Raw genomic sequence first — 20,620 nt, 5'->3', positions numbered from 1 at the left:
AGGTAATTTCAGGGTCGGATCACGTCGGTCTGGATCGCGAGCTTGAACTCGGCGAGGATGATCGGCACCGCGATCCCGGCGTCCCCCCGGCGGGCCGAGACCTTCAGACCGACCGGCGTTCCCGGGTGCACGAACATCTGCCAGGTGTAGGAGCGGTACTGCCCGCCGCCGGTGGCCGAGATGTCGGTGGTGGCGGTCGAGTCGTAGCGGGTGGAGAGGTTCAGCGGGTCGCGCACGAAGCGGGCGCGGTACTCGGTGGCCCGGCCGTCGGCCTTCCAGAAGACGAGCGCGGACAGGGTGCCCCAGCCGTCGTGGCTCGGCCAGATCAGTCCGGAGCGGGCGTCGGGATACTTGGAGGCGCCTGCGCCGCCGGCCGGGTCGTGCATCTTCCACGGGTCGTACGACTCCTCGCCCGCCGTGTACGGGAAGCGCACGAGGTGGTAGCCGTCGCTGTCGTAGGTGATCTTCTGCGCGCCCGAGTGCGCGGACTCGTACTTGAGTGAGCTGATCGCTACTGGCATGTCGTTTCCGGTCCCCCGTTGTCAGTGTCTGCTGGCACCATCGCCTTCATGGTGTTCGTGCAGGTGTGTCCGAACGGTGCGCGTGGTGCGCAAGACGGGGCGGCGGTGCCGCTGTCGCCCGGCGCGCTGGCGGAGGCCGCCGGTGCGGCGGTCGTGGCCGGTGCGTCGGATGTGCATGTTCACCCCAAGACCCCTTGTGGGCAAGACACGTTGTCGCCACGTTCGGTTGCGGCGACGCTGACGGCGATCCGGGCGCGGGTGGCGGTTCCCGTCGGCGTGACGACGGGCGCGTGGGCCGAGCCGGACCCGGCGGCGCGGGTGGCGCGGATCCGCGCGTGGACGGTGCTGCCCGACCACGCCTCGGTGAACTGGCACGAGGAGGGCGCGGAGGCGGTGGCCGCCGCGCTCCTGGACCGGGGCGTCGGCGTCGAGGCGGGGATCTGGTCGGGCACGGACGGGGCGGAGCGGTTCGCGGCGTCACCGCTCGCGCCGCGGGTCCTGCGGGTGCTCGCCGAGGTGACCGATCCCGGCCCCGGGACGGCCGAGGCCACGGCGCGTACGTTCCTGGACTCGCTCGGCGACACGCACGGGCGGCCGGTGCTGCTGCACGGGGAGGAGGGCGGCGCGTGGCCGGTGCTGCGGCTCGCGCTCCGGCGGGGCCTCGCGACCCGGATCGGGCTCGAGGACACGCTGCGCATGCCGGACGGATCACGGGCCGCGGGGAGCGCCGAGCTGGTGGCGGCTGCGCTGGCCGGGCGACCATAGCAGGCGGAAATCGGCTCGCTCCACCCCTTTGCGCCGCGGACAGTTGAGGCCGATGAGCCCCGACCGATCCTGAGGAGAGCCGTCGCCATGTCGACGCTGCGCGTCACCGCCGAGACCCTGATCGTCCATCCGCATCCGAACGCCGACGCGCTGGAGCTGGCGCAGGTGGGCCTGTACCGGGCCGTGGTCGCCAAGGGCGCGTACCGCACCGGGGACACCGCCGTGTACATCCCGGAGCAGTCGGTGCTGCCGGCCGGTCTGATCGAGGAGCTGGGGCTCACGGGACGGCTCGCGGGCGGGAACGCGGACCGGGTCAAGGCGGTGCGGCTGCGCGGGGAGCTGTCGCAGGGGATCGTGTGCCGCCCGGCGGCGCTCGACGGCGTGGACCTCGGTACGGCCGCCGCGGACGGGACGGACTTCGCGCCGCTGCTCGGGATCACGAAGTGGGTGCCTCCGGTGCCGCCGACGATGAACGGCGAGGTGGAGTCCGCGCCGGAGCTGTTGCCGTGGGTCGACATCGAGAACATCCGGCGCTACCCCGACGTGTTCGCGCCGGGCGAGCCGGTGGTCGTCACCGAGAAGCTGCACGGCTCGGCCTGCCTGGTGACGTTTACGGCCGCGGACGGCCGCCTGTACGTCTCCTCGAAGGGGTTCGGGGCCAAGTCCCTCGCCCTGAAGGAGGATCCGCGGAACCTGTACTGGCGTGCCGTGCGCGGGCACGGCGTCGCCGCGGTCGCCGCCCGGCTGGCGGAGCGGCTCGGCGCCTCGCGCGTCGGGATCTTCGCGGAGGTGTACGGCGCCGGGGTGCAGGATCTGACGTACGGCGCGGACGGCCGCCGGGACACGCTCGGTTATGCCGTGTTCGACGTGGCGGCCGAGATCGACGGCACGGTCCGCTGGCTGGACGCCGCCGCGCTGCTGGACGGTGAACTGCCCGTGGTGCCCGCCCTGTTCGCGGGGCCGTACGACATCGACCGCATCCTGGAGCTGGCTTCCGGGCGGGAGACCGTCTCGGGCGGCGAGCTGCATCTGCGGGAGGGTGTCGTGGTCCGTGCGGCCACCGAGCGGTACAGCCCGGTCACGGGCGGGCGGGCCGTCGTGAAGGCGGTCAGCCCCGCCTACCTGACCCGCAAGGGCGGCACCGAGTACGAGTGACCTAGGGGGCCGTGACACCCACCAGCAGCACGCGGGTGCCGGGCTCCAAAGGCCGCCAGCGGTGCGGGAGTTCGGCCGCGCAGTAGAGGGTGTCACCGCGCTCCAGGACGTAGCGCGCGCCGTCCGCCTCCACCTCCGCCGAGCCGTCGGCCACGTAGAGGATCTCGTCCCCGGCGTGCCGGTACTCGCGGCTCCAGTCGTGTTCGCCGGTGAACTCCAGGGCGTGGAGCTTCTGTTGGCCGCGCACGAGAGGGCGGACCCCGTCCGGTGTCGTGGACGGGGCCGCCGCCCGGACCACGTCGACCGGGCGCGGGGCCTCGGCCGCGGCGAGCAGGGCGACGGCCGTGGTGTCGAGCGCGTCGGCGATGCGCTGCAGCGAGCTCATGCTGGGGCGCGAGCGGCCGTTCTCGACCTGGCTCAGGAACGGGACGGAGACCTCCGCCCGCCGTGCCACGTCGGCGAGCGTCAGCTCCAGGGCGCGCCGCCTGCGCCGGATGCCCGGTCCCACGTTCATGAACTTGTAACGCCCTTTCGCTGCTCGGCCTGTTCCTGGGCACCCTATCGCCGTGCTTAACTCCTTCACCGTCACTTAAAAAAGTTAACCAACCAGCGACGGAGGGGGCCTCCATGGCTCGTGTGGACCAGAACCAGCGGCGTCGCCGCGGCACCGGACTGATCGCGCTGGACGAGGACGCGGCGTACGGCGGCTACACGCTGTTCGCGCCGCTGACCGGCACCGGCGAGGTGTATCTGATCGACCTGCGCGGCGAGATCGTGCACCGCTGGGACCTGCCCCACCGCCCCGGCCGGCACGCCCGCATCCTGGCGAACGGGAACCTCGCCTACAGCGGCGTCCTGCCGGGCGAGCCCGCACTGTTCCCGATGTGGCACAAGTACCGCGGCGGTCTGATGCAGGAGATCACCCCGGACGGCACGGTGGTGCGCGAGCACCGCGACCCGCTCCAGCACCACGACGCGCACCACTACGGCGACGGCCGGATCCTGTACACGGCCCTGGAGCCGCTGACGGGCGACGCGGCCGCGGCCGTGCGCGGCGGGGTGCCCGGTTCCGAGGCCGGCGGCGACACCGTGTGGGCGGACACGATCGTCGAGGTGGACGCCGACGGGAACCGGACCTGGGAGTGGAAGGTCTCCGAGCGGCTCGACCGGGCGGAGTTCCCGCTGCACCCCGACTACGCGCGCGAGCACTACCCCCTCATCAACAGCGTCCTGCCGCTCGCCGACGGGAACGTGCTGGCCAGCTTCCGCTCGGTGTCGGCGGTCGTCGTCATCGACCGCGCCACCGGTGACATCGTCTGGCGCTCGGAGCCGGGCGTCGTCTCGCAGCAGCACTGCCCGACCGAACTGCCGAACGGCAATTTCCTCGTCTTCGACAACGGCGTCTTCCGGCCGCGCTGGGACGTCCCGTTCAGCCGCGTCATCGAGATCGAGCGGTCGAGCGGAAAGGTCGTGTGGGAGTACCACGACCCGGCGCGCGAGTCGTTCTTCGCGCCGTTCATGGGCAGCGCCCAGCGCCTCCCGAACGGCAACACCCTCGTCACCGACTCCCCCGCGGGCCGCCTCTTCGAGGTGACCGCGGACGGCTATCTGTGCTGGGAGTACGTGGTGCCGTTCTTCGGGGGCTACGCGGAGGAAGAGGTCCGCAAGCTGTTCCCGTCCGAGCCCAACGCCGTGTTCCGCGCCTACCGCTACTCCGCGGCCGAGCTGCCCTGGCTGACCCGGTGACCGCCACGGCGGCACCACCGGTGGCGCCGGTCGACGAGCGCCTGCCGCTGCGGCGCCTCGTCCCCCTCGCCTGCCAGCACCTGCTGGCGGGCGTGGCCGCCCCCGTCTCGTCCGTCGTCCTCATCGCGACGACGCTGCGCCTCCCGGCCGGGCGGACCGCGTCGCTGCTCAGCGCGACGCTGGTGCTCTGCGGGGTCGGGGCGCTGCTGCAGTCGCTCGGCGTGCGCGTGCTGCGGGTGGGCGCGCGGCTGCCGTTCCTGATGCTGCCGGGCGGCGCCGCGGTGGCGATCTTCCTGCAGATCGCGCGCGAGTACGGACCGGCGACGGCGTCGGGCTCGGTCCTGGTCGCGGCCGCCTTCCTGCTGTGCGTCCTGCCGTTCTACGGGCGTCTGGTGCGGCTCTTCCCGCCGCTCGTGATGGGGACGACGGTGGTCCTGATCGGCATCAACATGATCAAGGTGACCGCGCCGATGGTCGCGTCGGGCCCGGCTCTCGGCTTCGCGACGCTGGGCGTGATCGCCGTCTTCTTCCTCGTCCTGCGGGGCGTGTGGCGGCAGCTGGCGGTGCTGCTGGGGCTGGTCGGCGGCACCCTGATCGCCGTCCTCACCGGCACCGGGCTGCACATCGCGCACGGCGGCACGTTCGCGCTGCCGGACCCGTTCCCGTACGGCACTCCGCACGTCGACCTCCTGGCGGCCGTCCCGCTGCTGGTCTTCGCGCTCGCCTCGCTGGCCGAGGCGACCGGGCAGACCGTCCTCAACAGCGAGGCCGTCGGCCGCGCCCCGGACCCGGGCCGGGACGTGCCGCGCATCGCCCGGGCCGACGCACTGGTCTCGCTCGGCTCCGGGATCTTCGGTACGTCGCTGATGGTGACCAGCGCCGAGAACATCGGCATCGTCCAGCTCACCCGCGTACGCAGCCGGTTCGTGACGGCGGCTGCCGGGGCGCTGCTGATCGCGTGCGGGCTGCTGACACCGCTGACCCGGCTGCTCGCGGCGATCCCCGAACCCGTGGTGGGCGCCGCCGGCCTGGTCATCTACGCGGTGATCGCGGTGATGGGCTTCGGGATGCTCGCGCGCATCGACCTGTCGGGCGGCACCGACGGCATCGTCGTCGCCCTCGCCCTGGTGGTCGGCATGCTGCCGATCGTGGCGCCGGAGATGTACGCGGGCCTGCCGTCATGGGCGCGCACCCTGTTCGGCAGCGGCGTGGCGGCCGGGGCGATCGCGGCCGTGGTGCTCGGCGCGGTGTTCCGGGGCCTGGGGCCGAGGCTCACGACGCCGTCGGACGCTCCCGGCGCTCCCCCATCAGCCGGGAGCCGGTGAGCCGGTCGCCGAAGACGTCGTCCGGGTTGGACAGCACACAGGTCTCCAGGGAGAGACAGCCGCAGCCGATGCAGTCGGTGAGGTGGTCGCGCAGGCGGCCCAACTGCTTGATGCGTTCGTCCAGTTCGGACCGCCAGGCCTGCGAGAGCCGGGCCCAGTCCTCGTGGGTCGGGGTGCGCTCCTCGGGGAGCTCGGCGAGCGCGTCCCGGATGGTGGCGAGCGGGATGCCGACGCGCTGCGCGGCCCGGACGAAGGCGACGCGGCGCAGGGTGTCGCGGCAGTAGCGGCGCTGGTTGCCGGAGGTGCGGCGGCTGGTGATCAGGCCCTTGGACTCGTAGAAGTGCAGGGCCGAGACGGCGGCGCCGCTGCGCGCCGACAGCTGGCCGACGGTGAGCTCGTGGATCTTCTCCGGGATCTGGGGCACCCGGCCGAGCCTAGCTCCCCGGCGGCCGCGTTGTTAGCATGCCAAGAGCTCTGAGCAAGCGCTTAGACATTTGGCTATGGAGGTCACGGAACATGGCGGAGCCGCGGGTTTTCAAGAATGTCGACGAGCTGAAGGCCGCCGTCGGCGAGCAGCTCGGACACAGCGACTGGGTCGAGGTCGGACAGCAGCGGATCGATCAGTTCGCCGAGGCCACCGGTGACCACCAGTGGATCCATGTCGACCCGGAGCGCGCCAAGGCCGGGCCGTTCGGCACGACCATCGCCCACGGTTATCTGACGCTGTCCCTGCTGCCCCTGTTCGGGCCGCAGCTGATCGCGGTCGAGGGCGTGAAGATGGGCGTCAACTACGGGACGAACAAGGTGCGCTTCCCCGCCCCGGTGCCGGTCGGCTCGCGACTGCGGGCGACGGGCACGATCACGTCGGTGGACGACGTGGCGGGCGGCGTGCAGGTGTCCGTGGCGTTCACCGTGGAGCGCGAGGGCGGCGACAAGCCGGTCTGCGTCGCCGAGTCGGTGTCCCGGTACTACCTCTGAGCCCGGTCGGCTCCCACCATCCTGAGGACGAGGTCGGCGTAGAGCGCGCCGACCTCGTCGGGCGTGCGGCGGCCCTCGGTGTTGAACCAGCGGGCCACGTCGATGCAGAGGGAGAGCACGGCGAGAGTGGTGCCGGGGACGTCCGGGACGTCGAACTCCCCTGCCTTCACACCATCGTTGATGATGTCGCGGACCGCGGCGTCACTCTGCCGGCGCAGGGCCACGACACCGGGGCGGTGCTCCTCGCCGAGCGAGTCCAGCTCGTACTGGACGACGCGGGCCGTCGTGTGGTGACCGGCGTGCCAGCGCACGAAGGAGCGGACGGCCTCGGCGAGGCGCTCGCTCGGGGTGCCCTCGCCGGCGGCCGCGGCGCGCAGAATGTCGAGCGCCTTCTCGTGGCCGATGCGGCTGATCCGGAGGAGGAGCTCCTCCTTGGTCTTGTAGTGGATGTACAGCGCGGCCGGACTCATCCCCGCGCGGCTCGCGATGTCGCGGGTCGTGGTGGCGTGGTAGCCGCGCTCGGCGAACGCCTCGACCGCCGCGACGAGCAGCCGCCGGGCCGCGTCGGGGGTGACCTCGGCCCACGGCATCTCGTCGAGTGCCTGGTCCTCGACCCGCTCGTCCTGCGTCATCGGTCCGCTCACATCCTCCCGGGTACCTGCGCCCACACCATACCCCCCGGGGTGAGCGGGCGCTTAGCCCGGCGGGACGGCGGCCTCAGACGACCGGCTTGAAGGGGTCGTGGTCGGCGAGGATCTTCTCCAGCCGGGCCTGGTCCACCCGGCTCACGATCTGGTCCGCCTCCTGGCGGTCCCTGATCACCTTGGCCAGGGTGAAGGCCGAGGTCGTGAGGTAGAGGACCGAGATCGCGAGGAACGCCCGGATCCAGCCGCTGGCGTCGAGGCTGTAGATCCCGACGGAGACCGCGGCGAGCGCCACGGCGAAGGATGCGACGGCCTGCCCGTAGAAGGCCGTGGTGTTGCGCTGCTTGACCGATGTCTCACTCATGGCGACAGCATGGAGCGGATGTGGCCGCAGTCACATCCGCTCCGCTACCTAGGTACGTACTCAACGGCACGGCACGTACGCGAAGGCACGTGGTCAGAACGCCGAGACCCCCGTCAGCGCACGGCCGATGATCAGCTTCTGGATCTGGCTCGTGCCCTCGTACAGGGTCATGACGCGGGCGTCGCGCAGCAGTTTGCCGACCGGGTACTCGTCGATGTAGCCGTAGCCGCCGAAGACCTGGAGGGCGTTGTTGGCGGCGCGGACCGCGGCCTCGGACGCGAAGAGCTTCGCCTTCGAGGAGGCCGTCGCGAAGTCCTCGCCGCGGTCGATGAGATCGGCGACGCGCCAGGTGAGCAGGCGGGCCGCGTCCACGTCCACCGCGATGTCGCTGATCAGCTCCTGGACCAGCTGGTACGAGGCGATGGACTTGCCGAACTGCTCGCGCTCGCCCGCGTAGCCGACCGCGGCGTCGAGCGCCGCCTGGGCGATGCCGACGCAGCCGGCGGCCACCGACATCCGGCCCTTGGCCAGGGCGGACATCGCCACGGAGAAGCCCTTGCCCTCGGGGCCGAGCATCGCCGAGGCGGGGACGCGGACGTCCTCCAGGACCAGTTCGGCCGTCGCCTGGCCGCGCAGGCCGAGCTTGCCGTGGATCGTGCGACGGGTCAGACCGGGGGTGTCGGTGGGGACGAGGAACGCCGATACGCCCTTGTGGCCGGGGGCGTCCGTGGAGCGGGCGAAGAGGAGGACGACGTCGGCCCAGGTGCCGTTCGTGATGAACATCTTGGAGCCGTTGATCACGTAGTCGTCGCCGTCCCGCACGGCCCGCGTCGTCAGACTGCCCGCGTCCGAACCGGTGCCGGGCTCGGTGAGGCCGAAGCAGCCGAGGGCCTCGCCCGCCGTCAGCCGCGGCAGCCACTCCCGCTTCTGCTCCTCGGTGCCGTACGACTGGATCGTCTTGGTGACCAGACCAAGGGAGACCGAGACGATGCCGCGGACCGAGGAGTCGCCGCGCCCCAGCTCCTCGGTGACCAGGCAGTACGCGAGGTGGTCGCCGCCGGAGCCGCCGTACTCCTCGTCGATGGTGAGCCCGAGGAACCCGACCTCGCCGAGCTTCTTGACGACTGCGCGGTCCACCTCTTCGGCGCGGTCCCACGCCACCACGTTCGGCGCGATCTCACGGTCCACGAAGTCCTTGGCCAGCCGGCGGACAGCCGTCTGCTCCTCGCTCAGCTCCAGATTCATGGACGACTCCCCAGGCACGTGCGGCAGATACCTTTAAATTAGCACTGCTAGTTTTCGGCGGACAGCCCTACTATGTGCCGCATGGCCCGACCGCGCAAGCCCCTGCTGAGCACCGACCGCATCGTCGACGCGGCCCGCGCCCTCGTCGACGCCGAGGGGCTCGCGGCCGTCTCCACACGGCGGCTCGCGGCCGAGCTCGGGGTGAGCGGCCCGTCCCTGTACAACCACTTCCGTACGAAGGACCAGATCCTGGAGGCGGTCGCCGACTCGGTGAGCGCGCAGGTCGATCTGTCGATGTTCGACGCCGGCGATCCGCGGGACTGGCGGACCGCGCTGCACGACTGGGCCGTCTCCTACCGGGCCGCCCTGCGCGAGCACCCGAACATCGTTCCCGTGCTGGCCCAGGGGCCGGGGCGGCGGCCCGCCGGACTGCGGCTCGCCGACGCCGTGTTCGGGTCGATGACCGACGCCGGGTGGCCGCCCGCGCAGGCCACGTCGATCGGCGCGCTCATGCGGTACTTCGTGATGGGCTCCGCGCTCGGCTCGTTCGCCGGCGGGTTCGTCGACGACGAGACGGCGTACGACCCGGCGGACTATCCGCACCTCGGCCAGGCCCATCTGCTCGCGGAGCGGCAGGACATCGTCGACGACCGGGCGTTCGAGACCGGGCTCGCGGCGCTGCTCGACGGGCTCTCCGTCCAGTACGCGCAGGTCGCGGCGGCCACGCACTGATACTTCGGCCGCCGCCGAACCGTACCCGGCGCATCCTTGGGTCATGGCTGCTTCCAAGGAACCGGGCGCCCCGCGGCTCGCCGCGCTCGCCGCGCTGATCGCCGACGAGACCCGCGCCGCCTGTCTGCTCGTGCTGCTCGACGGGCGGGCCTGGACGGCGGGCGAACTCGCCCGGCACGCGGGCGTCGCCGCGTCCACCGCCAGCGAGCATCTCGGCAAGCTCGTCGCGGGCGGGCTGCTCGCGGAGGAACGGCAGGGCAGGCACCGGTACGTGCGCCTGGCCGACGGGCAGGTCGCACAGCTCGTGGAAGGGCTCGCCGCGTACGCCGCGCCCGGCGGCGGCGAGCGGCCCGCCACCCTGCGGGCGTCATCGGCGCGCGATGCGATGGCGCGGGGCCGCACCTGTTACGACCATCTCGCGGGGCGGCTCGGGATCGCCGTGACCGACGGGATGGCGCAGCGGGGGCTGTTGCGGGTCGACGCCGGGTTCGCGCTCACGGACGCGGGGCTCGGCTGGTTCCGGGGGCTCGGGGTCGTGCTCGACACGGGCGGGCGACGGCCGGTCGCGCGCGGGTGCCTGGACTGGACGGAGCGGCGGGTCCATCTGGCCGGGGTGGCGGGGGCGGCGCTGTGCCGCCACGCGTTCGCCTCCGGCTGGGTGGAGCGGATCGGGTCCGAGCGGGCGGTTCGGGTGACCGGGGCCGGGGCCGGGTTCTTCTCGGCGGAGCTGGGGGTGCGTGCCCCTCTTTGAGCCGCCCGCCTCCTCGCCTGCCGGATCCGTTCCGGTCGGCGAGTGCCGCTCTCGTCGTGGGAGGCGGCAGCGAAGCTGCATGCCTCAGGGGCGCGGGGAACTGCGCGAGAAGCCCCATCGGCCCGCACCCGCCGACGACGCAAACCCCCACCCACACCTCCCCCACACACCCACACCTTGGAGAAGACCTCATGCCGACCTCTCGTTCCGGCACCGCAGCGGCCGGCGTCACGGTGCTGCTCTGGGCCTCCGCCTTCGTGGGCATCCGGAGCGCGGGTGCCCACTACTCCCCCGGCGCCCTCGCCCTGGGCCGGCTGCTCGCGGGAGCCCTGGTGCTCGGGGCCGTCTGCGCCGTGCGGCGCGAGGGGTGGCCGCCCCGTGAGGCCTGGCGCGGCATCGTCGTGTCGGGTGTGCTCTGGTTCGGGGTGTACATGGTCGCCCTCAACTGGGGCGAGCAGCAGGTCGACGCGGGCACGGCCGCGCTGGTCGTGAACATCGGCCCGATCCTGGTCGCGCTGCTCTCCGCCCGCTTCCTCGGCGATCCGCTGCCGCCGCGGCTGCTGGCCGGGATGGCGGTGTCGTTCGCGGGGGCGGTCGCCGTCGGGTCCTCCATGTCCGGCGACGGGAGGGCGTCCGTCGTGGGCGTGCTGCTGTGCGTGATCGCCGCGATCGGGTACGCCTGCGGGGTCGTGGCGCAGAAGCCGGCGCTGGCGCGGGCGAGCGCCTTGCAGGTGACGACGTTCGGGTGCCTCATCGGGGCGGTGGCGTGCCTGCCGTTCGCCGGGCGGCTGGTGCACGACGTGGCGCACGCGCCCGCCTCCGCGACGCTCAACATGGTGTACCTGGGGGTGTTCCCGACCGCGCTCGCCTTCACGACCTGGGCGTACGCCCTGGCCCGTACGACCGCGAGCCGCATGGGCGCGACCACGTACGCCGTGCCCGCCCTGGTCGTCCTGATGTCCTGGCTCGTCCTCGACGAGGTGCCGGGGCTCGTCACGCTCGGCGGGGGCGCGCTGTGCCTGGCCGGGGTGGCCGTGGCGCGTTCCCGACCCCGGAAAACGGTGGAATCGGTACCCGCGCCCGTCCCGTCCGGGAAGGAGCTGTAAGGTCCGTCCGCCGGGTGGGGAAACATCGTCGTAACGCGGGAGCGGCGGATGGTGCAGGTGGCTGGGGCCGCAATTCGTCCTGAAACGGGGCGTAGTCGGACGGGCGATTGTAGGCAGTTCGGGCTGCGGGTGCTGCGCGGGATGGGGCAGGTGACGTTCCTGCCGCGGGCGCTCACCGGGGCGCTGTTCGCTCTCGCGCTGTTCGCCGCCGGGTGGGAGTACGGGCTCTACGGGGTCGGCGGCGCGGCCGTCGGTACCGCGGTCGCGTGGCTGCTCGGGGTGGAGCCGGAGCGGCTGGCCCAGGGCATGGAGGGGTTCAACGCGTGCCTGGTGGGCCTGAGTTGTGCGGTGTTCCTCGGGGCCGGCCGTGCGTCCACCGTGCTCGTCGCGCTGCTCGGCTGCGCCGTCGTCACCGTGGCCACGGCCGCGGCGGGGCGGGCGTTCGGGGCGTGGGGGCTGCCCGCGCTGACGCTGCCGTTCTGCGCCGTGGCGAGCGCGATCACGCTGGCCGCGCCGGGGCTGGGGCGGGTGTGGGGCGCGGGCGGGGCCGGGCTCACCGCCCTGCCCAAGCCGGTGGAGGGCGCCGCCATGGGGCTCCAACCGACCGACGCCGCCCGGGGGTTCCTCGCCGGTTTCGGCCAGATCTTTCTGATGCCGCAGTGGTACGTGGGGGCGCTGGTGCTCGCCGGGCTGCTCGTGGCGGGCCCGCGCGTGGCGGGGGTGGCCTGTCTCGGGAACGTGGCGGGGATGACGGCCGCGTGGCTGCTCGGGGTGCCCGCGGTGCAGGTCGCCGACGGGACGACCGGGTACAACGCGGTGCTCGTCGCGCTCGCGTTGTGCGGGGTCTTCCTGCACGGAGGGGTGCGTACGCTGGTGTACGCGCTGGTGGGGTCCGTCGTGGCGACGGTCTTCGCGCCGGCGTTCGGCGCGCTGGTCGCGCCCGTCGGCGGGCATGTCCTCACCTGGCCGTTCGTGGTGACGACCCTGGTCTTTCTGGTGGGGGCGCGCTCGTTCCCCCGGCTGGCGGCGCCGCCCCGCGGATGAGGCGGAGCGGCGCGCACAAGAACCTCTAGAAGACCACCAGCGCCCGGCCGCCCTTGCCCGCGACCATGTTCTCGAACGCGGCGGGGATCCCGTCCAGCGCGATGCGTTCCGTCACCAGCGCGCCGGGGTCGAGGCGGCCCGCGCGGATGTGGTCGGCGAGGACCGGGAGGTCCCGGGCCGGGTCGCAGTTGCCGTAGACGCAGCCGGCGAGCGTGCGGCCCCAGTGGAAGATCTCCAGGGCGTTGAAGGTGACCTGCTGGTCCTTGCCGCCGATGCCGACGACCGTGGTGCGGCCGCCGCGGCGGGTGGACTCCCAGGCCGTGCGGATCGTCACCGCGCGCCCGACGCACTCGACCGCCACGTCCACACCCTGCTTGCCGGTGAGGGCGCGGATCTCCCGGGCGGTGTTCTCGGAGGCGACCACGTAGTCCGTGGCGCCCGCCTGGCGGGCCAGCTCCTCCTTCTCCGGGGAGACGTCGACCGCGATGATCTTCGAGGCGCCGGCGATGCGTGCGGCCTGGAGCGTGGCGAGGCCGACGCCGCCGACGCCGTACACCGCGACGGTCTCGCCCTCGCGGACCTGCGCGGAGTGGTGGATCGCGCCGTAGCCGGTGAGCACGGCGCAGCCGAGCAGCGCCGCGTCGGTGAGCGGGACACCGGCCGGGGCCGGCAGGACGCAGTTCGCGGCGACGACGGTCTCCTCGGCGAACGCGGCGACGTTCAGTCCGGGGTGCAGGTCGGAGCCGTCGGACGAACGGCGCGCGTACACGTTCCCGGCGCCGGCCAGCGCGTTGGCGCAGAGCCAGACCTCGCCGAGCGCGCACGCGGGGCAGCTGCCGCACGCGGGCGCCCAGTTGAGGACGACGTCGTCGCCGGGCCCGACGTGCGTGACGCCCTCGCCGACGGAGACCACGGTGCCCGCGCCCTCGTGGCCGAGGACGGCGGGGACCGGCACGCGCATGGTGCCGTTGGTCAGGGACAGGTCGGAGTGGCAGACCCCGGCTGCGGCGAGCTCGACGCGGACCTGGCCGGGGCCCGGCTCGGGCAGGTCGATGTCGGCGATCTCCAGCGGTGAGCCGACGGCGGGCAGTACAGCGGCGCGGACCATGATGGGCATAACTCCCTGCGGGACTGGCTGCGAACGGACTCAGAACTGGAGGGACTTGGTCTGGAGGTACTCGGACAGGCCGTGGGAGCCCAGCTCGCGGCCGACGCCCGACTGCTTGTAGCCGCCGAACGGAGCCAGGGGGTTGAAGCGGCCGCCGTTGATGTCGACCTGTCCGGTGTCCATCCGGCGCGCGAAGGCGACGGCCTCCGCCTCCTCGCCCGCCCAGACCGCGCCCGCGAGTCCGTACACGGTGCCGTTGGCGATGCGCAGGGCGTCGTCCTCGTCCTCGTAGCGGATGAGCGAGACGACGGGGCCGAAGATCTCCTCCTGGGCGATGGTCATCTCCGGGGTGACGTCGGCGAAGACGGTGGGCTGCACGAAGTAGCCCTGCTCGCGCGGGGCTTCGGGGCCGCCCGCCACGATGCGTGCGCCCTCGGCGACGCCCTTCTCGATGTAGCCGCGCACGCGCGCCTGCTGCTTGGCGTTGACGAGCGGGCCGATGCGGTCGCCGTACTTCGCGGCGGCGGCCGCGGCGAGCTCCACGGCCTCGTCGTACTGGTCCGTGTGGACGAGCATCCTGGTCCAGGCGCTGCACGTCTGGCCGGAGTTGCCCATGACGTTCGCGACGCCGACGTTCACGGCCTTGGCGAGGTCGGCGGACGGCAGGATGACGTTGGCGGACTTGCCGCCGAGTTCGAGGGCTACGCGCTTGACGGCGGCGCCCGCCGTCGCGCCGATCTGCCGGCCGACCGCGGTGGAGCCGGTGAAGGACACCAGGTCGACGTCGGCGTGCTCGGCGAGCGCCTGGCCCGCGACCGCGCCGATGCCGGTGACCAGGTTGAAGACACCGGCCGGGAGGCCCGCCTCGTGGACGGCCTCCGCGAAGAGCTGGGCGGTCAGCGGGGTGTCCTCGGCGGGCTTGAGCACGACCGTGCAGCCCGCGGCGAGGGCCGGGGCGACCTTCGCGACGATCTGGTGGAGCGGGTAGTTCCAGGGCGTGATGGCGCCGACGACGCCGACCGGCTCGGCGTAGACGGTCGAGTTCCCGACCTTCTCCTCGAAGGGGTACGAGGCCGCCAGTTCGGCGTACGAGCCGGACACCAGGATCGGTACGCCCGCGTGCACCGTCTGCGAGAACGGCAGCGGGGCGCCCAGCTCGGCCGTCACCGTCTCGGCGACCTCGTCCTTGCGCGCCACCAGTACGTCCCGCAGCGCGGCGATCCGTGCGGCGCGCTCGGCGGGCGGGGTCGCGGCCCAGCCGGGGAAGGCGGCGCGGGCGGCGCGCACGGCCGTGTCGACGTCCTCGGCGGTGCCCGCGGGGACATGGCCGATCACCTGCTCGTCGACCGGGTTGACGACGGCGATGGTGTCGCCGCCCGCGGCGGCCCGCCACTCTCCGCCGATGTACATCCCCTCGTGGGCCTTCATGACTCTCCTCCGCACTGCCTGGTCACTGCTGTCGTCCTGGCACCCAAACTAGCGGTGATAGTTTTCGGGCGCCAGAGACCCCCGTCACGCTGCCGGTAATTCCTCAGTAACGGCGGCTTTCTAGCGTGCGGACTCCCCCGTACCGTTCCCGGAGGAGCACCCCCGATGCACCTGCCCCGACCGCCACGGCGCAGATCAGCCGTTTGGGCGGCGGCCGCGTTCACCGCGACCGCACTGGCCGCCGGCGTCATGCCGGCCGTCGCCGCCGACACCCCGCCCGCCGCCACCGCGAAGATCGACTCGTCGCTGAGCAGCGCCGTCGCCAAGGGTGGCGACGCGACGTTCTTCGTCACGCTGAAGGACCAGGCGGACCTGTCCGGCGCCAAGAAGCAGAAGACGCACGCCAAGAAGGCCACGGCTGCCTACAAGGAGTTGCGCTCCCACGCTGCCGACAGCCAGGCGTCACTGAAGTCCTTCCTCGACAAGAAGAAGGCCGGCCACAAGGACTACTGGATCGCCAACACGATCCGGGTCACCGGCGACCAGGACCTCGTCAACGAGCTCGCCAAGCGCTCGGACGTCGCCTCGATCGTCAAGGCGCGCAGGTACAAGCTCGACGACATCGAGACGTCCGACGCCAAGGTCACCAAGTCGCGCACCTCGGCGAAGACCGACTCCTCCGCCGACGGGGACGACACCCCCGAGTGGGGCATCTCCGACATCAAGGCCGACCAGGTCTGGGACCAGTACAAGGACCGCGGCGAGGGCATCGTCGTCGCCAGCGTCGACTCCGGCGTGCAGTACGACCACCCGGACCTGGTGCAGCAGTACCGCGGCAACAACGGTGACGGCACCTTCACCGACGACTACAACTTCTACGACGCGTCGGGCGACTGCCCCACGACCGCTCCGTGTGACACCCAGGGCCACGGCACCCACACGATGGGCACGATGGTCGCCAAGAACGGCATCGGTGTCGCGCCGAACGCGAAGTGGATGGCCGCCAAGGCCTGCGACTCGGCCGGCTACTGCTACGACGACCAGCTGCTCGCCGCCGGCCAGTGGATCCTCGCGCCGACCGACCACAACGGGCAGAACCCGCGCCCGGACCTCGCCCCGAACATCGTCAACAACTCCTGGGGCAGCGACGGCGACACCACCTTCTACACGGACATCCTCAACGCCTGGAACTCCGCGGGCATCTTCGAGGCGTTCGCGGCCGGCAACGACGGCGACGGCACGACCTGTTCGACGACTCACCCGCCGGGCTCGCAGGCCGAGTCCTACGGTGTCGGCGCCTACGACGCGAACGGCAAGATCGCACCGTTCTCCGGCTTCGGTCCCTCGCCGATGGACGGCTCGGCCAAGCCGAACATCTCCGCCCCGGGTGTCAACATCGAGTCCACCTGGCCCGGTTCCTCGTACAACACCGAGCAGGGCACGTCGATGGCGACCCCGCACGTCGCGGGCGCGGTCGCGCTGCTGTGGTCGGCGGCCCCCTCGCTGATCGGCAAGATCGACGAGACCCGCGAGCTCCTCAACGAGGGCGCCCGTGACGTCGACGACACGCACTGCGGCGGCACCGCCGGCATGAACAACGTGTGGGGCAACGGCAAGCTCGACATCCTCGCCTCCGTCGACAAGGCCCCGCACACCGCGGCCACCGTCACCGGCAAGGTCTCCGACAAGGCGACCGGCGCGGCCCTGAACAACATCACCGTGACGGCCACCGACACCGCCGGCTCCGTCCGCACGGTCAAGACCGGCGCCGACGGCACCTACCGTCTGCCGCTGGCCCCGGGCACGTACTCCTTCGCCTTCAGCGGCTACGGCTACGCGAACGGCTCGACGACCGGTGTCACGCTCACCGAGCAGCAGGCCTACACCCAGGACATCGCGCTGACCGCGGTCGCCTCGCACAAGATCTCCGGCACCGTCCTCGACGTCACCGGCACGGCTCTGGCGGGCGCGAAGGTCGAGCTGACGGGCACCCCGCTGGACGCCGTCACCACCGACGCCAAGGGCAAGTACACCTTCGCCAAGGTTTCCGAGGGCTCCTACGGCGTGACGATAAAGCCGGCCGCCCCGGTCCTGTGCAACGGCGTCTACAACGGCTCCGCCACCGTCGCCTCGGCCGACCTGACGAAGAACGTCCAGGTCCCGAACCGCACGGACAACTCCGGCAACACCTGCGCCCCGGCCACCTACGCGTGGATCGCCGGCTCCAAGAAGGTCGCCCTGTCCGGTGACGAGGACTCCGCCTCCGTCGCCCTGCCGTTCTCGGTGAAGCTGTACGGCGTCTCGTACTCCTCGGCCTCGGTCACCACCGACGGCCTGGTCAACTTCCTGTCCTCGCGTGTCGGCGACTTCGACAACACCGCGCTGGCGACGACCGGTGTGAACGGCGTCAAGGGCATCGTCGCCCCGCTGTGGGACGACCTCACCCTCGACAAGAAGTCGTCCGTGCAGACGGCCACCACCGGCACCAAGGGCAGCCGCACGTTCGCCATCGTGTGGAACAACGCCGCCTACGCGAACGGGACTTCGGGCCGCGCCACCTTCGAGGCCGTCTTCGACGAGGCCACCGGCGCCGTGACCCTGCAGTACCGGTCCGTCGCGGACAAGGGCGCGGGTGCCACCGTCGGCATCGCGAACCAGTCCGGCACCGACGCCCTCCAGTACTCCTACAACCAGTCCGTGCTCGCCGACGGCACCGCCGTCCGCTTCACGCAGGGAGCCAAGTGATGAGAGCCCACCACTCGCGGCGGGCCCTGGCGCTCGCCTCCGGCCTGGTCGCGGCGGGCCTGTGCCTGACCGCCGTGCCGCAGGCCCTGGCCGCCGACGGCGACAGCGGTTCGGCGATGAAGCTGACCAGCACCGAGGCGAAGAAGCTCGCCGCCAACGTGTCCCTCGACCCGTGGGTCTCGGCCGAGGACACGGCTGCGGACACGACCGGCGCGAAGAAGGACGACGCCTCCGCGGCGACGGACTCCGGTTCCGGCTCCGCCGACGGTTCGTCGTCGACCGACGCCTCCACCGCCGTCGACCCGACCACCAAGGTCACCATGACCGCGAAGTCCACGCTGGAAGGCGTGCGCGGCATGGGTGCCACGGTCCCGGTCGGCAAGAACGGCGACTACTACTCCGTCAACAGCATGGGCTACGTGCAGCTCCACGCCGCCGACGGCAGCGCGAAGTGGGAGCGCACCAGCAGCTCGTTCTACCCGGACTGGCAGGTCAAGCCGCTCCAGGTGTGGCGGACCGAGCCGTACCCGGCGCAGATCCTCATGGGCTACAACGCGGTCTCGCCCTTCGCGCCCAACTCGGACTCCGGGTATTCGGCGGGCGACCTGACCGGCGACGGCGTCCCGGACCTGGTGTTCTCGGCGCAGGTCGGCACGCCCCCGTACCCGCGTGCCTTCACCTCCCCGGGCTCGTCGCTCACCACCGGCACGTTCGTGACGGTCCTCGACGGCAGGACCGGCACCACGGTCTGGTCGAAGCTGTACAACCACGCCTCCATGGTGAAGATCGTCGACGGCACCCTGCTGGTCGCCGACGCGCCCCGGATGAGCGGCGACGCGAAGGTCCCGGCCGACGCGACGCTCACCCTGACGGGCATGCGCTTCTCGGCCGGCTCGGACGGCAAGCTGACCCCGGCCTCCACGTGGACGTACGACTCCAAGGAAGCCCGGTACGCGAACTGGGGCGACATCCAGGACCTCGGCAAGGGCAAGATCGCCGTCTCCTGGAACCTGGAGAAGGACGACGGGGTCGACGCGCGCGGCCGCACGCTCGTGCTCGACATCGCCGACGGCTCTGTCACCTGGCAGACCGACAGCATGCTGTACGCCCGCAAGATGCGTCTGGACGCCGGCCGCAAGCGGATCGTCGCGATCGAGCAGACGGACGCCGCGGACGGTGTGCGCTACGAGGTCGCCTCGTACGACCTGAAGACCGGTCACCGCACCACCCTGCAGAGCCGGGAGAACGTGGTCCCCACCGCGCTGACGGTCGGTGACCTCGGTGGCAGGGCCGGCGACGAGTACGCGGTCGCGGAGTCCTCGTTCGACGAGAACTTCTACGTCAACGCCAGCACCGTCCGCGTCGTGGGCGGCGACAGCGCGGACACGCTCCGGTGGTCGAACTCGGTCAAGCGGGACGACGACGACGGCAACAGCGCGCCGAACACGTTCGGTCTCTCGGTGGCCGACGGCAAGCTGATCGCTGCCGGCCAGGACAACGACGGGTTCGACGTGCCCGAGAACCGGGGCGGCACCCGGTACGCCTCGCTGACCGTGTTCTCCGGCAAGGGCGACCTCGCGTGGCAGTCCAAGGGCGTCGCCGGCACGGCGATGTACACGGACCTCTACAGCAACGCCCAGGGCACGCACCTGCGCGTGATCGACCCGGGGCAGAACATCCGGACGTTCAAGCTCACCAACGGCAAGGCCGAGAGCGTCACGCCGCTGCAGGGCGACATCTCCTACGCCAAGAGCGCCGATCTGAACAAGGACGGCAAGAACGACCTGATCATGGGCGGCTCGTCGAACGGCCTGTGGGCGTACTCGGGACCGTCGCTCGTGAACGGTGCCAAGCCGGAGAAGCTGTGGCAGGCCACGCTGCCCGGCGCGGTCCACGACATCGAGATCGGCGACGTCAACGGCGACGGCAAGGACGAGATCGTCGTCGCGGCCGACACCGCGACGGTCGTGCTCAACGGCAGGACCGGCAAGACGCTCGCCACGATCGACGGCGGCGGCCAGTACGTCCGCACGGCGACCCTGGCCGACCTCGACGGCGACGGCGAGCAGGACATCCTCGTCCCGACCGACGCGTTGCACGCCTACTACGGCGACGGCCACGCCATCTGGACGTACAACGCCCCGAAGGACGCGGGCGACGTGCGCTTCGCCGACCCGTCGGTGAACGACGGCCGGGTCTACGCCTCGTACGCCAGCCACAACGCGGTCGAGCTGACCTCGCCCGTGACGAGCGCGGTCGCGCTGAACGCCAAGACCGGCAGGACCAAGTGGTCGGCCGCGCCGAAGGCACCGAGCGGCGCGACCAGCGGGATCCGCACCCTCTCCCCGAACGAGGGCGTCCTCGCCTCCAAGGAGATCCCGTACGCCGACGGGCACGCGGTGGCCTACGTGTGGGACGTCGACGCGCCCCTCACCGTCGCCGGCACCACCTCGATCGTCACGCAGAACATGATCGAGATCCGCGACGGCCGCACCGGTGAGGTGCTGCACACCTCGCTCAGTGGCGGTCTGTGGACGCACAACAGCCTCTTCGCCAAGGACGGGGCACTGTACGAGGGCGGTGTCGCCTCGTTCCGGCGGTTCCGCGCCAACGGCGACGACACGGAGCAGGGCGTCTTCCCGATGTCGTACGGCGGCGGTTTCCTGACCGGGCCCGGCGGCCGTCAGCTGCTGTTCGCCGGTACGGACGGCGGCCTGTACCTGTGGGACCCGAGCATCTTCGAGTCCGAGGACTCATGGGCCGGGGCCGTCGGCCAGATCCCGACCCTCATGGGCGCCCACAACGCCTTCGCGGGCGACCTCGACGGGGACGGTGTCGACGAGGCGCTGTCCCTCAACGACGACCTCAACGGCCGCGACCGTCTCGTCGGTGAGTTCGGCGGCGGGTACTACTCGGGCAGCTACGCCATCCACCAGGTGACGACGTACAAGCTGTCGTGACCT

19 protein-coding genes are annotated in these 20,620 nt (G+C 71.9%); 11 read left to right on the top strand and 8 right to left on the bottom strand.

The genetic code is table 11. The features are described 5' to 3' along the window. Positions 1–8: 8 nt before the first annotated feature. Positions 9–521: a hypothetical protein gene (locus ACQUQD_RS32380; RefSeq protein WP_428955719.1), complete on the bottom strand. Its 513-nt coding sequence runs from the start codon at positions 519–521 to the stop codon at positions 9–11. 48 nt (positions 522–569) lie between these two features. Between ACQUQD_RS32380 and ACQUQD_RS32375 the strand changes: the two genes are divergently transcribed. After that, entirely contained in the window at positions 570–1,286 is a 717-nt protein-coding gene (locus ACQUQD_RS32375; protein ID WP_428955718.1) for a 3-keto-5-aminohexanoate cleavage protein, read from the top strand. Between the two features lie 87 nt (positions 1,287–1,373). Next, complete coding sequence (locus ACQUQD_RS32370) at positions 1,374–2,441, top strand: RNA ligase (ATP) (protein WP_428955717.1); 1,068 nt, start codon at positions 1,374–1,376, stop codon at positions 2,439–2,441. Between the two features lies 1 nt (position 2,442). Here ACQUQD_RS32370 and ACQUQD_RS32365 read toward each other — a convergent pair whose 3' ends face one another. Then, a complete protein-coding gene (locus tag ACQUQD_RS32365) occupies positions 2,443–2,955 on the bottom strand; it encodes a helix-turn-helix domain-containing protein (RefSeq protein ID WP_428955716.1) in 513 nt (170 codons plus the stop codon). A gap of 113 nt (positions 2,956–3,068) precedes the next feature. Here ACQUQD_RS32365 and ACQUQD_RS32360 point away from each other — a divergent pair, with 113 nt between their 5' ends. Next, positions 3,069–4,187 (top strand): aryl-sulfate sulfotransferase, encoded by a 1,119-nt coding sequence (locus ACQUQD_RS32360; protein ID WP_428955715.1) that lies wholly within the window; start codon positions 3,069–3,071, stop codon positions 4,185–4,187. After that, positions 4,184–5,512 carry a uracil-xanthine permease family protein gene (locus tag ACQUQD_RS32355; protein WP_428955714.1) on the top strand — a complete coding sequence of 443 codons (1,329 nt, stop codon included), beginning with the start codon at positions 4,184–4,186 and terminating at the stop codon, positions 5,510–5,512. The genes ACQUQD_RS32360 and ACQUQD_RS32355 overlap by 4 nt, the downstream gene beginning before the upstream one ends. Here ACQUQD_RS32355 and soxR read toward each other — a convergent pair. Then, positions 5,460–5,936, bottom strand: a complete 477-nt coding sequence (soxR, locus tag ACQUQD_RS32350; protein ID WP_428955713.1) for a redox-sensitive transcriptional activator SoxR — start codon at positions 5,934–5,936, stop codon at positions 5,460–5,462. The genes ACQUQD_RS32355 and soxR overlap by 53 nt on opposite strands. Positions 5,937–6,028: 92 nt before the next feature. Between soxR and ACQUQD_RS32345 the strand changes: the two genes are divergently transcribed. After that, entirely contained in the window at positions 6,029–6,490 is a 462-nt protein-coding gene (locus tag ACQUQD_RS32345; protein WP_428955712.1) for a MaoC family dehydratase, read from the top strand. Here the strand turns inward: ACQUQD_RS32345 and ACQUQD_RS32340 are convergent. The 3 genes from ACQUQD_RS32340 to ACQUQD_RS32330 all read right to left on the bottom strand — a co-directional run bounded on the left by ACQUQD_RS32340 (position 6,481) and on the right by ACQUQD_RS32330 (position 8,743). Beyond that, positions 6,481–7,122, bottom strand: coding sequence for a TetR/AcrR family transcriptional regulator (locus ACQUQD_RS32340; protein ID WP_428955711.1), 642 nt, complete (start codon positions 7,120–7,122; stop codon positions 6,481–6,483). The genes ACQUQD_RS32345 and ACQUQD_RS32340 overlap by 10 nt on opposite strands. Positions 7,123–7,207: 85 nt before the next feature. After that, on the bottom strand, positions 7,208–7,498 hold the full coding sequence (locus ACQUQD_RS32335) for a YiaA/YiaB family inner membrane protein (RefSeq protein ID WP_428955710.1): 291 nt from the start codon (positions 7,496–7,498) through the stop codon (positions 7,208–7,210). A 93-nt stretch (positions 7,499–7,591) separates the two neighbouring features. Further along, complete coding sequence (locus tag ACQUQD_RS32330; protein ID WP_428955709.1) at positions 7,592–8,743, bottom strand: acyl-CoA dehydrogenase family protein; 1,152 nt, start codon at positions 8,741–8,743, stop codon at positions 7,592–7,594. A gap of 81 nt (positions 8,744–8,824) precedes the next feature. Here ACQUQD_RS32330 and ACQUQD_RS32325 point away from each other — a divergent pair, with 81 nt between their 5' ends. From ACQUQD_RS32325 to ACQUQD_RS32310, 4 genes are all read left to right on the top strand, one after another. Continuing rightward, positions 8,825–9,475 (top strand): TetR/AcrR family transcriptional regulator, encoded by a 651-nt coding sequence (locus ACQUQD_RS32325; protein WP_428955708.1) that lies wholly within the window; start codon positions 8,825–8,827, stop codon positions 9,473–9,475. 43 nt (positions 9,476–9,518) lie between these two features. Further along, complete coding sequence (locus tag ACQUQD_RS32320; protein ID WP_428955707.1) at positions 9,519–10,226, top strand: ArsR/SmtB family transcription factor; 708 nt, start codon at positions 9,519–9,521, stop codon at positions 10,224–10,226. A gap of 191 nt (positions 10,227–10,417) precedes the next feature. After that, a complete protein-coding gene (locus ACQUQD_RS32315; protein ID WP_428955706.1) occupies positions 10,418–11,332 on the top strand; it encodes a DMT family transporter in 915 nt (304 codons plus the stop codon). 141 nt (positions 11,333–11,473) lie between these two features. Further along, positions 11,474–12,376 (top strand): urea transporter, encoded by a 903-nt coding sequence (locus ACQUQD_RS32310; RefSeq protein ID WP_428955705.1) that lies wholly within the window; start codon positions 11,474–11,476, stop codon positions 12,374–12,376. A gap of 25 nt (positions 12,377–12,401) precedes the next feature. Here ACQUQD_RS32310 and ACQUQD_RS32305 read toward each other — a convergent pair whose 3' ends face one another. Further along, entirely contained in the window at positions 12,402–13,484 is a 1,083-nt protein-coding gene (locus ACQUQD_RS32305; protein ID WP_428955704.1) for a Zn-dependent alcohol dehydrogenase, read from the bottom strand. A gap of 39 nt (positions 13,485–13,523) precedes the next feature. Beyond that, entirely contained in the window at positions 13,524–14,912 is a 1,389-nt protein-coding gene (locus ACQUQD_RS32300; RefSeq protein ID WP_428955703.1) for an aldehyde dehydrogenase family protein, read from the bottom strand. A gap of 165 nt (positions 14,913–15,077) precedes the next feature. Between ACQUQD_RS32300 and ACQUQD_RS32295 the strand changes: the two genes are divergently transcribed. Both ACQUQD_RS32295 and ACQUQD_RS32290 read left to right on the top strand, forming a co-directional pair. Next, entirely contained in the window at positions 15,078–17,657 is a 2,580-nt protein-coding gene (locus ACQUQD_RS32295; protein WP_428955702.1) for a S8 family serine peptidase, read from the top strand. Continuing rightward, on the top strand, positions 17,657–20,617 hold the full coding sequence (locus tag ACQUQD_RS32290; RefSeq protein WP_428955701.1) for an FG-GAP repeat domain-containing protein: 2,961 nt from the start codon (positions 17,657–17,659) through the stop codon (positions 20,615–20,617). The genes ACQUQD_RS32295 and ACQUQD_RS32290 overlap by 1 nt, the downstream gene beginning before the upstream one ends. Positions 20,618–20,620: the final 3 nt, after the last annotated feature.

The sequence above is a fragment of the Streptomyces sp. cg35 genome, assembly GCF_050410835.1.
Classification (GTDB): Bacteria; Actinomycetota; Actinomycetes; order Streptomycetales; family Streptomycetaceae; genus Streptomyces.
This window is presented reverse-complemented; position numbering and strand designations above follow the sequence as displayed.

Coding starts and splice junctions, on each gene's coding strand:
- ACQUQD_RS32380 (WP_428955719.1), bottom strand. CDS start 521: ATGCCAGTAGCGATCAGCTCACTCAAGTACGAGTCCGCGCACTCGGGC.
- ACQUQD_RS32375 (WP_428955718.1), top strand. CDS start 570: ATGGTGTTCGTGCAGGTGTGTCCGAACGGTGCGCGTGGTGCGCAAGAC.
- ACQUQD_RS32370 (WP_428955717.1), top strand. CDS start 1,374: ATGTCGACGCTGCGCGTCACCGCCGAGACCCTGATCGTCCATCCGCAT.
- ACQUQD_RS32365 (WP_428955716.1), bottom strand. CDS start 2,955: ATGAACGTGGGACCGGGCATCCGGCGCAGGCGGCGCGCCCTGGAGCTG.
- ACQUQD_RS32360 (WP_428955715.1), top strand. CDS start 3,069: ATGGCTCGTGTGGACCAGAACCAGCGGCGTCGCCGCGGCACCGGACTG.
- ACQUQD_RS32345 (WP_428955712.1), top strand. CDS start 6,029: ATGGCGGAGCCGCGGGTTTTCAAGAATGTCGACGAGCTGAAGGCCGCC.
- ACQUQD_RS32340 (WP_428955711.1), bottom strand. CDS start 7,122: ATGACGCAGGACGAGCGGGTCGAGGACCAGGCACTCGACGAGATGCCG.
- ACQUQD_RS32335 (WP_428955710.1), bottom strand. CDS start 7,498: ATGAGTGAGACATCGGTCAAGCAGCGCAACACCACGGCCTTCTACGGG.
- ACQUQD_RS32330 (WP_428955709.1), bottom strand. CDS start 8,743: ATGAATCTGGAGCTGAGCGAGGAGCAGACGGCTGTCCGCCGGCTGGCC.
- ACQUQD_RS32325 (WP_428955708.1), top strand. CDS start 8,825: ATGGCCCGACCGCGCAAGCCCCTGCTGAGCACCGACCGCATCGTCGAC.
- ACQUQD_RS32320 (WP_428955707.1), top strand. CDS start 9,519: ATGGCTGCTTCCAAGGAACCGGGCGCCCCGCGGCTCGCCGCGCTCGCC.
- ACQUQD_RS32315 (WP_428955706.1), top strand. CDS start 10,418: ATGCCGACCTCTCGTTCCGGCACCGCAGCGGCCGGCGTCACGGTGCTG.
- ACQUQD_RS32310 (WP_428955705.1), top strand. CDS start 11,474: ATGGGGCAGGTGACGTTCCTGCCGCGGGCGCTCACCGGGGCGCTGTTC.
- ACQUQD_RS32305 (WP_428955704.1), bottom strand. CDS start 13,484: ATGGTCCGCGCCGCTGTACTGCCCGCCGTCGGCTCACCGCTGGAGATC.
- ACQUQD_RS32300 (WP_428955703.1), bottom strand. CDS start 14,912: ATGAAGGCCCACGAGGGGATGTACATCGGCGGAGAGTGGCGGGCCGCC.
- ACQUQD_RS32295 (WP_428955702.1), top strand. CDS start 15,078: ATGCACCTGCCCCGACCGCCACGGCGCAGATCAGCCGTTTGGGCGGCG.
- ACQUQD_RS32290 (WP_428955701.1), top strand. CDS start 17,657: ATGAGAGCCCACCACTCGCGGCGGGCCCTGGCGCTCGCCTCCGGCCTG.